Origin of the sequence: Shewanella sp. NKUCC05_KAH, assembly GCF_019345585.1 — a bacterium.
In the GTDB taxonomy this organism is placed as follows: domain Bacteria; phylum Pseudomonadota; class Gammaproteobacteria; order Enterobacterales; family Shewanellaceae; genus Shewanella; species Shewanella oncorhynchi.
In genome coordinates, this window is the sequence record NZ_JAHKQZ010000001.1 from 69,244 (window position 1) to 83,724 (window position 14,481).

Below are 14,481 nucleotides of genomic sequence, written 5' to 3' on the forward strand. Positions count from 1 at the left end.
GCGATAGCCTAATGCGCTGCTTTACGACGTTGATCATCAACATCGACGCTGTCTGGGATCACAAAGGTGAACAAGGCTTTGTCTTTATTTGTGATGGCTTGCTGATTGCTTAAATCAAACAGGCTTAAATTACCTTTATCATCGGCAACATTAAAGTTGACTAACTGGGCATTTTTGAAACACACATTGACGGACAATATGCCAGAATCAATCGCCTTAGGTTTGATCTCATAGCAATCTTGTTTCTTGGACACTGAATACTGTGACCAAGTCGCATCGTCGCGGTGTACGAGCAATGCGATGGGAGATGCATTGATTGCTTCAGCAAAATCCATGATGACCACCTCTTCGGCGAAAGGATTGTAGATCCACAAATCTTTACCATCAGCGACAATCTGCGATTCATCGGGCTGGGTTAAATGCCAATAAAATTGATTCGGATACGCTAAGGCAAAAATGCCTGACCCCGTTTGAATAACCTTTTTATTGACATCTGTTACGGTTTGTTTGAAATCGGCTTTTAGTGACGCGGTACCAATCAATTTTTCCCTGAGCTGCTGCGCATCATCGGCAAACACAGCCACACTAAATAGCAAAGGTGAAGCTAACAACACCGCGCATAATCGTTTTTTCATTCTATTCCTTACCCTGTAAACCCTTGGGTGTATCAAAGCTACGCCTTAGCGCGGCTTAATAATGTTTTGGTGCTGGCGGCGCTAAGACTTCACGGTTACCGTTGTGGCCTTGAGCAGAAACAATACCTTGCGCTTCCATCTGTTCAATAATCCGTGCTGCACGGTTATAACCAATCTTAAATTTACGCTGTACGCTTGAAATCGAGCCGCGACGAGTTTCAGTCACAAAGGCGACTGCTTCATCGTATAACGGATCGTATTCTTCGTCTGATTCAGCGGTTTCACCAGGCAATAATACTTGTTCACCATCACTGGCACCGTTGAGGATTTCTTCGATATATTGCGGTTTGCCACGGGCGCACCAGTCGGCAACGACACGGTGAACTTCATGATCATCAACGAACGCACCATGAACACGATTCGGTACCGCGGTACCCGGTGGCAAAAATAACATGTCCCCCATACCAAGCAAGGTTTCAGCACCCTGTTGGTCTAAAATGGTGCGCGAATCGATACGAGATGACACTTGGAACGCCATACGTGTGGGAATGTTGGCCTTAATCAAACCTGTGATCACATCCACTGACGGTCTTTGGGTTGCCAGGATCAAATGTATCCCTGCCGCCCGGGCCTTTTGCGCGATACGGGCAATCAACTCTTCAACTTTTTTACCAACAATCATCATCATGTCAGCAAATTCATCGACCACGACAACAATCGATGGGAGCTTATCTAACGCAGGCGCTTCTGGCTCCATGCTGTCAGAAGACTTCCACATAGGATCTAAAATCACTTCGCCATTGGCCTTCGCCTCGGCAATTTTAGCGTTATAGCCCTTGATGTTACGTACGCCCATCATAGACATCAGCTTATAGCGACGTTCCATCTCGCCGACACACCAACGCAGCGCATTGGCAGCTTCTTTCATGTCGGTAACGACCTCACATAGCAAATGCGGAATACCTTCATAGACAGACAATTCCAACATTTTGGGGTCGATCATGATAAAGCGTACATCTTCTGGGCCAGACTTATACAGTAAGCTGGTGATCATCACGTTTACACCCACAGACTTACCAGAGCCTGTAGTACCGGCTACCAATAAATGTGGCATTTTACCAAGATCAACAACAACGGGGTCACCAGCAATATCTTGGCCTAACACCATCGTTAAGTTGGATTTACTCTCAGTAAAGGCGGCACAATCTAACACATCGCGCATGAACACGGTTTCGCGGAATTTATTGGGCAATTCGAGTCCGACATAAGCCTTGCCCGGAATAACTTCAACCACGCGCACACTTTCAGCCAGTAATGAACGAGCTAAATCCTTTGATAGATTAGAGATTTTTGACGCTTTAACGCCCGGCGCTAATTCTAATTCAAAGCGTGTGATCACAGGGCCTGGATACACACCCACCACATTGGCGATGATGTTGAAATCGGCCAATTTAAGCTCAACAAGGCGAGCGACTTGATCCAATTCCTCTGGGCTGATCGGATTCTTCTTACGGTCAGGTATGTCGAGCAAGTTAATACTCGGCAGAGGATCCATCGGTTTTTTCGGTGCGGGTTTGTCTTCTTGTCCTGGCAATACCACAATGCCATCGACAATTTTAGCTTTTTGATCTTGCTTATTACGCTGCGCTTGATTCACTGCACCTGTTGACACTTTAGTATCAAAATCAATGACGTCATCATCGCTAAAACCTAGACTTTCATCATCCTCATCTTCTGTAAATGCTTGACTGCTAAACACTGGCTCATTGTCATCATGATCGAATGAATGCGAATTAAAATCGGCACTGTCTTGCTCATTGGCATTTGAATGTTGAGGCTCAGCTAACCAAGGTGGCGCTTCAAAATTGCCATGGGCGGCCAAATCATCATTATCGATTTGTGGCTCAACCCGTTGTGCACTCTTACTTTTACTGCCATTCAAGCTCAGAATTTTTGCAAGCGCCGATAGTTTATTTTTTGGCGACGAATTATTCTCAGTTTCGGTAATAATACCTTCTGGTTCAATGACCATATCATCAGTGGCAGCATATAGCGTTGGGGTTATCTCAGCTCTACGACCAATATGACGCTCACGCACCTTAGGCTTTTCAACTATGGGGGGCTTTTCTAGCACATATTGGGATTCACGGCGCTGTTTAAACTTATCCACCACGGACATAAAACCACGGGTATCCTCGGTTTCATGCTCACGCTTCATCGCTTGCGGCAATAATTTTAACTTTTTATAAATCCAAATAGAGACTAAGCCGATTTTCTCGACCACAGTCAGCCAGCTAATCCCAGTCAACAGTGTAAAGCCTGAGCCCAAGAAACACAGCAGTAATAAGGTAGTGCCGAGTTTATTAAAATACGGCAACATGGCTTGGCCTATGACATCACCCGCCACTCCGCCTGCCGAAAACTCGTAGATGTTGTTGGCATTCATGCTCGCCAAAGCAGAAAATCCCAGAATGATCAGTAAAAATCCAATCAATCTCAGGGCCACTGAAAAGTAATCAATTTCAAGTAAATGATGGGCGCGCTTGAACAATAACCAACCTGTCGATGCGACAATGATTGGCATGATATAAGCCGTAACGCCGAAGAAATATAACAGAATATCGGCAATCCAAGCCCCTACTGCTCCGGTCCAGTTTTTAATATCGCCTTGAAAATGCGACTGACTCCAACCAGGATCAGACGGACTAAAACTCGTCAATGCGAGCAAAATATAAGTGGCGAGAACACAACAAATGATGAGTCCGCCTTCCAGCAGACGTTGCAGGCCAGTGAGCGTGCGTACACTATTTCCTTGAGACAAACGACGTAATCCATAAAAGTGAAAACAGGTGGGCTAACGATACCAGAATCCCACTAAATGTGGAGCACATTAGCCTGTTTTTCTATACAGAATTGGTCATGATTGGCAAAATTTGGTCTATTGAGGTGTTTTAGTGTGCTTTTGGGGAGGAATGAGTTATTACACAAACACTTCCGTTAACAAATTTGTTTAAAAATGCCACAAAAAGAAGCCCCTAAGTTAGCAAACTTAAGGGCAATACAAGGCTAATAGCAATAGGCGTTAAATGAGATGGATATATCGACGTTACTGATAAATAAGGGGCCTAAGCCCCTTATTGTAAAACCAAACAATCAGGGTAATTAGATATCTGAGAGTAGATGATTTATCGCTACACGACTGGTGTGCTTAACTTCTTCCATCACAACATAAGTACGCGTGTCGGAAACAGAAGGCAATTTCAATAAAGTTTCACCTAACAAGCGACGATAAGCTGACATATCTGAAACACGAGTTTTCAGTAAGTAGTCAAAATCGCCTGAAACCAGATGACATTCTTGAATATCATCGAGTAGTTGCACTGCACGGTTAAACTTATCAAACACTTCGGGAGTATCACGGCTTAATGTGATTTCCACGAATACCAGTAGGGATGCACCCAAGAAATGAGGATTCACCAATGCGGTATAGCCATTGATGTAACCTTGCTTTTCGAGACGTTTTACTCTTTCTAAACACGGAGTTGGACTTAGTCCGACTCTTTTTGACAATTCCACATTTGAAATGCGGCCATCAAGTTGTAGTTCATTAAGAATGTTGCGATCGATGCGATCCAAGTCTTTTACAGGACTCTTTTTATTATATGCCATTTATTTAACCTTGCTTTATCACTAAAACAACATTTTATTCTACGTATGCCGAAAGTTCAGCAGCATAAACTGCGTCGCCGATACTATACTAGATATCCCTGAATTAATCACGTTCAGGTCACGATAAAATAACAATTATGCCCATTAAAAGTGGGATTTCAGGCAATTGAGGCTCAAAGATGATTATTGGTGTTCCCAAGGAAATTAAAAACCACGAATATCGTGTCGGTATGGTTCCTTCTAGTGTTCGCGAGTTGGCGATCAAAGGTCACGACGTTTTTGTTGAAACAAATGCAGGCATAGGTATTGGTTTTTCAGATCAAGATTATATTGATGCTGGCGCCACAATTTTAGCGACTGCTGCTGAAGTTTTTGCTAAAGCGCAGATGATTGTAAAAGTAAAAGAGCCTCAAGCAGTCGAACGCGCTATGTTGCGTCACGATCAGATTTTATTTACTTATCTGCATCTTGCTCCAGATTTACCGCAAACTGAAGATTTAATCAAAAGTGGTGCCGTATGTATCGCTTACGAAACTGTGACAGACGATCGTGGTGGGCTGCCTTTGCTTGCTCCTATGTCTGAAGTCGCTGGTCGTATGTCAATCCAAGCTGGCGCTATGGCGTTAGAGAAATCTTCTGGTGGCCGCGGTATGTTATTGGGCGGCGTACCGGGGGTTGAGCCTGCTAAAGTCGTCATTATCGGCGGCGGTATGGTTGGTACTAATGCAGCACAAGTGGCAGTTGGTATGGGTGCTGATGTTGTTGTGCTTGATCGCAGTATTGATGCTCTACGTCGTTTAAATGTGCAATTCGGTTCTGCTGTAAAAGCCATTTACTCAACTGCGGATGCAATTGAACGTCATGTTATTGAGGCCGATCTTGTGATCGGTGGTGTACTAATTCCTGGTGCTGCGGCGCCAAAATTGGTTACTCGTAGCATGATTTCACGTATGAAGCCTGGCAGCGCTATCGTTGACGTGGCGATTGATCAAGGCGGTTGTGTTGAAACTTCACATGCCACTACTCACCAAGATCCGACCTACATCGTTGATGATGTTGTGCATTACTGTGTTGCAAATATGCCTGGTGCGGTCGCTCGCACTTCAACATTTGCGCTTAACAATGCAACCTTACCGTACATTCTCAAGTTAGCAAATTTAGGCTATAAAGAAGCGCTGTTGCAAGACAAGCATTTTCTTAATGGCTTAAACGTCATGCACGGTAAAGTGGTGTGTAAGGAAGTGGCTCACGCCCTAAACTTAGCGTTCACATCTCCTGCGACACTATTAGTATAAGTTTTTAATTAAATTAACTTTTTATGTGGATTTGAGCTAGCTTTATTAGTATGTAATTCAAATCGGTCTCGATACAATTGAGGCCGATTTTTTTATTGGGTAGAAATAGGCTTCACTACAATCGCACCACCATATTTATACAAGCTCATCCCGTGCTTCATTTCGTGCTTCACACTTAAGCTATTTATTTTTTCACAGTAAAGTAAAACTGACACTCTCCATACCAAAACGGATGGACTCGATTAGTGCAATCTAAAAGAATCGCCCTCCAACACTTTACCCCCACAGGTAAATTCCCTACAATCCTTGCAATTTGCTAAAGGCACGGAGATAAAAATGAGCCAAGTCAGACATTGTAACTTATTGATTTTGGGTTCAGGCCCAGCAGGATATACCGCAGCCGTTTATGCTGCGCGTGCGAATTTAAAACCTGTGATGATCACAGGTATGCAGCAAGGCGGTCAATTAACCACGACGACTGAAGTTGAAAACTGGCCAGGTGACGCGGACGACTTAACGGGTCCAGCCTTGATGGAACGTATGCAGAAGCATGCTGAAAAGTTCGATACTGAAATCTTGTTCGATCACATTAACGAAGTGACCCTTACCGAGCGCCCTTTCCGTTTGAAAGGCGATAACGGCGAGTACACCTGTGATGCGCTGATCATCGCAACTGGCGCTTCTGCCCGTTACTTAGGGTTAGAGTCAGAAGAAGCTTTCAAAGGTCGCGGTGTATCAGCCTGTGCAACCTGTGATGGCTTCTTCTATCGTAATCAAAAAGTCGCAGTGATCGGTGGCGGCAACACCGCCGTTGAAGAAGCACTGTACTTAAGCAATATTGCTGCTGAAGTTCACCTCATCCATCGCCGTGACACCTTCCGCTCAGAAAAAATCTTGATCGACCGTCTGATGGACAAAGTCGCCAATGGCAACATCATCCTTCACTTAGATCAAACCATGGATGAAGTGGTTGGTGATGCCATGGGTGTGACAGGCCTGAAGATGAAGAGCACTAAAGATGGTTCGATCACTGACTTAGCCGTTGCTGGCGTGTTCGTCGCTATTGGTCACAGCCCTAATACCGGTATTTTTGAAGGCCAGTTGGAAATGAACCACGGTTATTTAAAAGTTCAGAGTGGCTTGCAAGGTAACGCCACGCAAACCAGTATCGAGGGTGCTTATGCCTGTGGTGATGTGATGGACCAACATTATCGTCAAGCCATTACTTCTGCCGGCACAGGCTGTATGGCCGCACTCGATGCAGAGCGTTATTTAGACGCTAAAAAGTAACTAGACTCGATTTTTCAACGAATAGCAGGCTTAGCCTGCTATTTTTTTAGGTCAAAATCGTTAAGCAATAGCAAAAATTTTTGCGGGCTTACCAGTCAGTACTGTTCACGCACGCACATGTCTTTCCTTTGCGATTCTTAATTCCGCACCACTTAGATAGTACTTATATAAGTTCTTAGGTAAGTAAAATCATTTCGTTGAGCCTAAAATGGCGCACAAAAAAAGGGACCAAATGGTCCCTTCTCTACAGCAACAAACTAATTTCTTAGTTTAACGCTTCTTTTGCTTTTTCAACTAAAGTTGCAAATACAACTTTATCGAATACAGCGATGTCAGCCAAAATCTTACGATCGATTTCGATAGACGCCTTTTTCAGACCGTTGATGAAACGGCTGTAAGACAGACCATTTTGACGAGCGGCAGCATTAATACGTGCAATCCAAAGTTGACGGAATTGACGTTTTTTCTGACGACGGTCACGGTAAGCATATTGACCAGCTTTAGTTACTGCTTGAACAGCAACACGGTAAGTACGGCTACGAGCGCCATAATAACCTTTAGCTAGTTTTAAAACTTTCTTGTGACGAGCACGAGCGGTTACACCACGCTTAACTCTTGGCATTTTCTAATCTCCTAAATTAAGCGTAAGGTAATTGACGCGCGATTGCTGGAACGTCAGCTTTTGATACTAAACATTTGGCACGTAAGTGACGTTTACGTTTAGTGCTTTTTTTCGTCAAAATGTGACGTAAGTGTGCTTGCTTGCGCTTGAAACCATTAGCGGTTTTCTTAAAACGCTTCGCTACACCCTTGTCTGTTTTCATTTTAGGCATTTCTAAAACTCCGCATTGGGATGTTTAATAAAAAGCAAGGCGAGCAAAGGCCATAGACCTTTACTACTTTAAGTTTTGCCCTACTTATTTCTTTTTAGGCGCTAGCACCATAATTGCTTGTCGGCCTTCCATTTTCGGGAAAGATTCAACAACCGCATACTCGTCCAAATCAGCCTTGATACGGTTCAATAGATCCATACCCAGGTTTTGGTGTGCCATTTCGCGACCTCGGAAACGAAGCGTAATCTTCGCTTTGTCCCCGTCTTCCAGAAAACGTATCAGGTTGCGTAGTTTTACCTGATAGTCGTTTTCGTCAGTTCCAGGACGGAATTTAATTTCCTTGACCTGAACCTGCTTTTGCTTCTTCTTTTGTTCCTTGGCTGACTTAGCCTTATCAAAAAGGAACTTACCGTAGTCCATAATGCGACATACTGGAGGTTCAGCATTTGGGCTGATTTCTACTAGGTCTACACCTGCTTCATCTGCCAAATTCTGAGCATCTCTGATGCTTACCACACCAATAGCTTCACCATCAATGCCTGTTAAGCGTACTTCTGGTACACCTGTGATTTCTTCATTGATTCTATTAGGGGCCGGCTGACGCCCTGCTGTTTTTTTGATCTTTATGACCTATTCCTCCAACAATTTGAGACTACGGAGCGAAATCTGTTGATGGATTTTAGTGGCGAAATCTTCAAGTCGCATCTTACCTAAATCGATACCATCACGGGTACGCACCGCTACTTCCTTATTTTCCATTTCTTGATCGCCAACGACCAACAAATAAGGGACACGCCTTAAGGTGTGCTCGCGTATTTTAAAGCCTATTTTCTCATTCCTCAAGTCAAAAGACGCTCGAATACCTTGTTCTTTGAAGAATTTTACGACTTCTTCAACATAATCAGCCTGTTTATCGGTGATATTCATCACGACAACTTGCATTGGGGCTAACCAAGTTGGGAAACGTCCTGCATATTCTTCTATCAAGATACCCAAGAATCGTTCCAAAGAGCCTAAAATAGCACGATGGATCATCACAGGGGTCTGACGGCTGTTATCTTCGGCAACGTAAGTTGCACCAAGACGGCTTGGCAACGCATAATCGAGCTGCACAGTACCACATTGCCACGCTCGGTCCAAACAATCGTGTAAAGTAAATTCGATTTTTGGTCCGTAGAACGCGCCTTCGCCTGGCAAAATAGTGAATTCAATATTATTGGCACGCAAAGCTTGCTTAAGTGCTTCTTCCGCTCTGTCCCACATCGCATCGTCACCGATACGTTTCTCTGGGCGAGTCGACAGTTTTACTACGATATTTTCAAAGCCGAAGGTAGCGTAAGTATCGTAAACCATCTGGATACAGGCACTCACTTCCTCTTGAACTTGGCTGTCAGTACAGAAAATATGGGCGTCATCTTGCGTAAAGCCACGTACACGCATTAATCCGTGTAACGAGCCTGAAGGTTCATTACGGTGACAGCAACCAAATTCAGCCATACGCAATGGCAGATCGCGGTAAGATTTTAACCCTTGGTTGAAGATCTGCACGTGGCCAGGGCAGTTCATTGGCTTGATAGCGTATTCGCGGTTTTCGCTGCTGGTCGTGAACATGGCTTCTGAGTATTTATCCCAGTGACCAGAACGTTCCCACAACACGCGGTCCATCATTAATGGACCTTTCACTTCTTGGTAAGTGTATTGGTTTAGCTTACGGCGAATGAATCTTTCTAATTCGAGGAAGATGCTCCAACCGTCGTTATGCCAAAACACCATACCCGGCGCTTCTTCTTGCATGTGATACAAGTCGAGCTGTTTACCGATTTTACGGTGGTCACGCTTAGCCGCTTCTTCAAGACGGGTTAAGTGTGTGCTCAGGGCTTTTTTGTCGGCCCAAACGGTACCATAGATACGTTGCAACATCTTGTTTTCTGAGTTGCCACGCCAATAAGCGCCGGCAATGCTCATTAATTTAAAATGCTGGCAGAAACGCATGTTAGGTACGTGCGGTCCACGACACATGTCAGTGTATTCTTCGTGATGATATAGCGCAGGCGTCGCGTCTTTGCTGATGTTCTCATCCAGAATGGCAATCTTATAATCTTCACCACGAGCAGCGAATGTATCACGGGCTTCTTGCCAGCTAACGACACGTTTTACTACGTCATAGTTGGTTTTTGCCAGTTGAAGCATGCGCTTTTCTAATGCGTCGATGTCATCTTGAGTCAACTTGTGCTCAAGGTCGATATCATAGTAGAAGCCATTATCGATAACAGGACCAATCGCCATCTTGGTTTCTGGCCACATTTGCTTAATCGCGTGACCTAATAAATGCGCGCAAGAATGGCGAAGAATTTCAACACCTTCTTCGTCTTTGGCGGTAATGATTGATAGCTCAGCATCGGTTTCAATGAGATCGCAAGCATCTTTTAATTCGCCATTAACGCGGCCAGCGATACAAGCTTTCGCTAAACCAGGGCCAATATCGGCGGCAACATCGAGGGTCGATACAGCATGAGCAAACTCGCGTTTGCTACCATCGGGAAGTGTAATTACAGGCATGAAATGTCCTTTCCAGTGGTGACCCACACGTAGGGCCACTTGGTTTTAGTTAATGTAAGAGAAATGCTCGCTAGGTTAAGACAGTACAGGAGTCTTAGCCGCCTTGCGTAGCAGGGCGTTTATTCTAAGGGATTGTAGCTAAAAGGCGCAAGCATATTGACCAGAATTGGGATTGGAAACAAAAAGCAAATTCATGATTTTGCAGTGTCTTGGTAACTTCTTGGTCATCTAACTCCCCTATTCTAGCGCCAGTTTATTGGGCATCACTGAAAACATGACAAGGGAGTTGATATGTTGAACTGTATTCTACTGGCTGTAACACTCACGCACACAGCAACCGCTTTACCTGAGCCGCAGGTGAAAATCACAAGCAAATCTTTGATTGATACTCAAGTGTTACTCGTTGATATTAAAAGTGAACTTGAGCAACAGATGCAGCGTTTAACGCTGGATATTACCCAAGATGCCCGCGATGGCGTGTTACACAGCAATGAAATGGAGGGGTTAGTGACGGCAAAGGACTAGTTTTTAGAAGAGATAATGATCCAACAAGAAAATATATTTAACCAGAAGGTCTATCATGCTGCGTTTTGAGACCGACTTCATCTAAGTCAGTGCACTGCACTCTGCTGTATACTCAAATAGGAAGCACATAAAGCGCACTCAGGTTTCGAAATCGTCAAAGCGCAGACAATATAAGCGATAAGCGTACGAAGTATGAGATGCGTTGATTGAGCAGAGCGATTCGCTCTATTGGCGATAAGGAGTTGCACCATGAGAGTCATGAACAAAGTTATTGCTTGTCCCCACTGCGGGCACCATCAAGATATCAGTATCGATGCCAGCTGTGGAGACCAAGATTATTACGATGACTGCCGAATTTGTTGTAATCCGATTCACTTACGCTTACACATCGATGAATCGAGACGAACGGTTGAGCTGTATATCGATTCAGACGACGAGCAAATCTATTAAACGAGATTGCACTACACGCTGCGATGTCACAAAACTAACGTGCTTGTTCGTTAAAACGCCTGGCCAGCACGCGCTCGACTGTGTCGACGATAATTTGTGTTTGGCTGTCGATCTCAATATTGAGTTCATCACCCACTTTATACTGACTTAAATTGGTCAGTTTTAGGGTTTCAGGAATTAAGTGCAACTTAAAACCGGAGTCACTCACCTCGCCAACCGTTAAACTACAGCCATTAACGCCAACAAAACCTTTATAAAAAATGTAATCCATCCATTTAGGCTCAATGCCCAGTGTCAGATCATAATGCTGTTCTGTATGGCTAATATCGATGACTTTGGCCTTAGTATGGATATGGCCAGAGAGAATGTGCCCACCAATTTCACTACCAAAAGTTAACGAACGCTCAACATTAACGCTTTGACCTATAGACAAATTAGCCAGATTCGTCAGTCGCAAGGTCTCTTCCACTACGTCGAAAAATACCCTATCATCAACGACCTGAGTCACAGTAAGACATACCCCGTTATTTGCCACACTTGCACCAATCGCAAGTCCCTCATGCAAATCAGGTTCGAACGCTACCTCAAGGGTATTTAGGCCATCTTTCTTATGTATTGCAACCACCTCGCAGGTGGCTTGAACTATACCTGTAAACATTTTTTGCTCGCTTAATCGTTAAAGGCTGTATTTATGAATCATTCAGGCTATCAAGCCAAACGTTTAATCCAACTGGCGCTGCCGGTACTGATAGCTCAGGTCACTCAGACCATGATGGGCTTTATTGATACTGTTATGGCGGGCCGTGTTAGTGCGGTTGATATGGCCGCCGTCGCAGTCGGCACTAGCCTTTGGTTACCCGCTATTCTGTTCGTCCAGGGTTTGCTGATGGCTTTTACGCCTTTATTTGCCCACTATAATGGCGCGAATAATCAAAAAGCCATCCAACCTTTGGCCTTTCAAGGTGCCTATCTTGCCATTATAGGCGGCATTGGTGTGATGGTTTTCCTTGCATCAGCCCCTTTTGTGCTTGGCCACATGGACTTGGAGCCTGAATTATACCGCTTAACCATAGGATATCTCGACGGTATTTTATGGGGCGCGCCCGCATTTGTGCTTTATCAAGTGCTACGCGGTTGCAGTGAAGGTATATCCTATACCTTACCGACCATGGTTATTGGTTTTGTCGGTCTAGCCGTAAATATCCCCGCTAACTATATTTTTATTTATGGACACTTTGGCGTACCGGCCATGGGCGGTGCAGGCTGTGGTATCGCCACTGCACTCGTATTCTGGGCCATGCTAGTTGCCATGACCATTTACATGCAGTTACATAAAAAATTCGCGGCTTTAGCTCCCTTCAGTAAATTTCATCGCCCAGACTTTGAAACTATGAAGAAAATGACCAAACTCGGCATGCCGATAGCAATGGCGCTATTTTTTGAAGTGAGTTTATTTGCCATCATAGCGCTATTACTCGCGCCACTTGGCGCAACAGTGGTCGCAAGTCACCAGATTGCGCTCAACTTTTCTGCCATCGTATTTATGCTGCCGTTATCTATCGGTATCGCGGTATCGATTCGGATTGGTTATTACTTAGGCCGTGATCGCGCCGATATTTCCGCTGTGGTCACTAAAGTGGGCTTATGGCTGGCACTATCCCTTGCTCTAACGACAGCGGTCTTGACCGTATTATTTAGATTCCAAATTGCGAAACTTTATAATGGTGATCCTGAAGTGGTTGCCTTAGCCGGCAGCTTGATGTTGATGGCAGCCCTGTATCAATTATCTGATTCAGTTCAAGTGGTCGCAGCGGGTGCTCTTCGCGGTTATAAAGATACACGCAGCGCTTTTTATATCACGCTGTTTTCCTACTGGGGGATTGGTATGTCACTCGGTTATACCTTAGCTTATACGGACCATATCGTTCCCGCGATGGGCGCCCATGGATTCTGGGCAGGATTGATTGCGGGCTTGACCTCAGCAGCGCTGTTATTTTTCATTCGTCTGCGTTACATCCAAAAGCATGGCGTGCATTTGAGCCTTATTGAAGGTGACAGTGTTCACCATTGATTGCATTAATGGCGAGCGACAGTGCTCGCCTTTTGGTTTATCAGTTTGATTTCGATGCATTCTCTGAAGTAAAGCGAATAAAAAATTGCGGTTTTATCGGCGGCATTGTTGAAACACTGGGCAAGTTGCACAGCAATTCACCATTTGACGACAAATTTGTTTTTTTTGCTTGCCAGCCCTGCGCTATGCCCCTAATATAGCGCTCGTTCCAAGGCGCAATGCTTTTGAATAGCTTGTTAAATTTTGCGATGCACCCGTAGCTCAGTTGGTTAGAGCACTACCTTGACATGGTAGGGGTCGGTGGTTCGAGTCCACTCGGGTGTACCACTCTATTCAAAGAGTCTAAATTTGAAATTCAAACAGTGCACCCGTAGCTCAGTTGGTTAGAGCACTACCTTGACATGGTAGGGGTCGGTGGTTCGAGTCCACTCGGGTGTACCATTTCTTATTATGTATTTCATTAACCCCCCCTGCTTATCAAGCCAAATACAATTAATCTGCCTTTTAAAGCAGGTGTTTATGGTTTTCACTGCCTTTATCTTTTGATTTAAAATTCATTCCCAAATATCTCAAAGTTCAAAATCCAAAGTAATATCCTGTGCTAAATCAAATATTCGCAGTGGTATTTCTGCGCCCTCTCCAATCCTTTTAAACGAGCGGCCTAAAAATTTTTGACTAAGTACGGCATCGAACAGACACTCGACGGTTAAGGTCGCAGAATAATGCATTCAAAGTCTGTTCGTTGAAAATAGCGTTCAGACAATCATCTGCAATTATCATCACCGCTCAATAGTGAGCGATCCTATCTGCATTTAGCGAGGAAATCCCAATGTCGAATGAAGGTTATCATGAACCTATTACTGAACTCACCGATAAAACCAAGGACATGCACCGTGCACTTACATCACTGATGGAAGAGCTTGAAGCAATAGACTGGTATAACCAAAGAGTTGATGCGTGCAAAAATAATGAGTTGAGAGAGATACTTATACATAATCGAGACGAAGAAAAAGAACATGCTGCAATGCTACAAGAATGGATAAGGAGACAAGATCCGAGCTTTGATAAACAGCTAAAACATTACCTTTTTACAGATACGCCTGTTGCTCACACACCTATTGTTCACAAATAAGTATTCAATCTGGCTGTTTGAG

General features: G+C 44.3%; 14 protein-coding genes and 2 tRNA genes. 8 read left to right on the top strand and 8 right to left on the bottom strand.

All coding sequences use genetic code 11. The annotated features are described in order from the left end of the window. Positions 1 to 8: 8 nt before the first annotated feature. From lolA to lrp, 3 genes are all read right to left on the bottom strand, one after another. The gene (gene lolA, locus KO533_RS00350) at positions 9 to 635 is read right to left on the bottom strand and encodes an outer membrane lipoprotein chaperone LolA (protein ID WP_219252352.1); all 627 of its coding nucleotides are present in this window, start codon (positions 633 to 635) and stop codon (positions 9 to 11) included. A 55-nt stretch (positions 636 to 690) separates the two neighbouring features. Then, positions 691 to 3,456, bottom strand: coding sequence for a DNA translocase FtsK 4TM domain-containing protein (locus KO533_RS00355; RefSeq protein ID WP_219252354.1), 2,766 nt, complete (start codon positions 3,454 to 3,456; stop codon positions 691 to 693). 341 nt (positions 3,457 to 3,797) lie between these two features. Beyond that, positions 3,798 to 4,304, bottom strand: a complete 507-nt coding sequence (gene lrp, locus KO533_RS00360; protein WP_006081649.1) for a leucine-responsive transcriptional regulator Lrp — start codon at positions 4,302 to 4,304, stop codon at positions 3,798 to 3,800. Positions 4,305 to 4,483: 179 nt separating this feature from the next. On the opposite strand from lrp, the gene ald reads away from it, so the two are divergent. Further along, positions 4,484 to 5,599, top strand: a complete 1,116-nt coding sequence (gene ald / locus KO533_RS00365; RefSeq protein ID WP_028759938.1) for an alanine dehydrogenase — start codon at positions 4,484 to 4,486, stop codon at positions 5,597 to 5,599. 336 nt (positions 5,600 to 5,935) lie between these two features. Next, a complete protein-coding gene (trxB, locus tag KO533_RS00370; protein ID WP_219252356.1) occupies positions 5,936 to 6,889 on the top strand; it encodes a thioredoxin-disulfide reductase in 954 nt (317 codons plus the stop codon). A gap of 265 nt (positions 6,890 to 7,154) precedes the next feature. On the opposite strand, the gene rplT is transcribed toward trxB, so the two are convergent. The 4 genes from rplT to thrS all read right to left on the bottom strand — a co-directional run bounded on the left by rplT (position 7,155) and on the right by thrS (position 10,281). Beyond that, the gene (gene rplT, locus KO533_RS00375; protein WP_006081652.1) at positions 7,155 to 7,511 is read right to left on the bottom strand and encodes a 50S ribosomal protein L20; all 357 of its coding nucleotides are present in this window, start codon (positions 7,509 to 7,511) and stop codon (positions 7,155 to 7,157) included. Positions 7,512 to 7,527: 16 nt separating this feature from the next. After that, the gene (rpmI, locus tag KO533_RS00380; RefSeq protein ID WP_006081653.1) at positions 7,528 to 7,722 is read right to left on the bottom strand and encodes a 50S ribosomal protein L35; all 195 of its coding nucleotides are present in this window, start codon (positions 7,720 to 7,722) and stop codon (positions 7,528 to 7,530) included. Between the two features lie 84 nt (positions 7,723 to 7,806). Continuing rightward, positions 7,807 to 8,349, bottom strand: a complete 543-nt coding sequence (infC, locus tag KO533_RS00385; protein WP_012089240.1) for a translation initiation factor IF-3 — start codon at positions 8,347 to 8,349, stop codon at positions 7,807 to 7,809. Between the two features lie 3 nt (positions 8,350 to 8,352). Then, positions 8,353 to 10,281: a threonine--tRNA ligase gene (gene thrS, locus KO533_RS00390; RefSeq protein WP_219252359.1), complete on the bottom strand. Its 1,929-nt coding sequence runs from the start codon at positions 10,279 to 10,281 to the stop codon at positions 8,353 to 8,355. A 291-nt stretch (positions 10,282 to 10,572) separates the two neighbouring features. On the opposite strand from thrS, the gene KO533_RS00395 reads away from it, so the two are divergent. Then, positions 10,573 to 10,806 carry a hypothetical protein gene (locus KO533_RS00395; protein WP_131525575.1) on the top strand — a complete coding sequence of 78 codons (234 nt, stop codon included), beginning with the start codon at positions 10,573 to 10,575 and terminating at the stop codon, positions 10,804 to 10,806. Between the two features lie 249 nt (positions 10,807 to 11,055). Then, a complete protein-coding gene (locus KO533_RS00400; RefSeq protein WP_028759934.1) occupies positions 11,056 to 11,256 on the top strand; it encodes a CPXCG motif-containing cysteine-rich protein in 201 nt (66 codons plus the stop codon). A 34-nt stretch (positions 11,257 to 11,290) separates the two neighbouring features. On the opposite strand, the gene KO533_RS00405 is transcribed toward KO533_RS00400, so the two are convergent. Then, entirely contained in the window at positions 11,291 to 11,914 is a 624-nt protein-coding gene (locus tag KO533_RS00405; protein WP_028759933.1) for a riboflavin synthase, read from the bottom strand. A 33-nt stretch (positions 11,915 to 11,947) separates the two neighbouring features. Between KO533_RS00405 and KO533_RS00410 the strand changes: the two genes are divergently transcribed. The 4 genes from KO533_RS00410 to KO533_RS00425 all read left to right on the top strand — a co-directional run bounded on the left by KO533_RS00410 (position 11,948) and on the right by KO533_RS00425 (position 14,459). Beyond that, positions 11,948 to 13,327 (top strand): MATE family efflux transporter, encoded by a 1,380-nt coding sequence (locus tag KO533_RS00410; RefSeq protein WP_168827724.1) that lies wholly within the window; start codon positions 11,948 to 11,950, stop codon positions 13,325 to 13,327. A gap of 250 nt (positions 13,328 to 13,577) precedes the next feature. After that, positions 13,578 to 13,654: transfer RNA gene (locus KO533_RS00415), tRNA-Val, on the top strand. Between the two features lie 37 nt (positions 13,655 to 13,691). Beyond that, positions 13,692 to 13,768 (top strand) — tRNA-Val (locus KO533_RS00420). A 388-nt stretch (positions 13,769 to 14,156) separates the two neighbouring features. Then, positions 14,157 to 14,459, top strand: coding sequence for a ferritin-like domain-containing protein (locus KO533_RS00425; protein WP_028759930.1), 303 nt, complete (start codon positions 14,157 to 14,159; stop codon positions 14,457 to 14,459). Positions 14,460 to 14,481 lie beyond the last annotated feature (22 nt).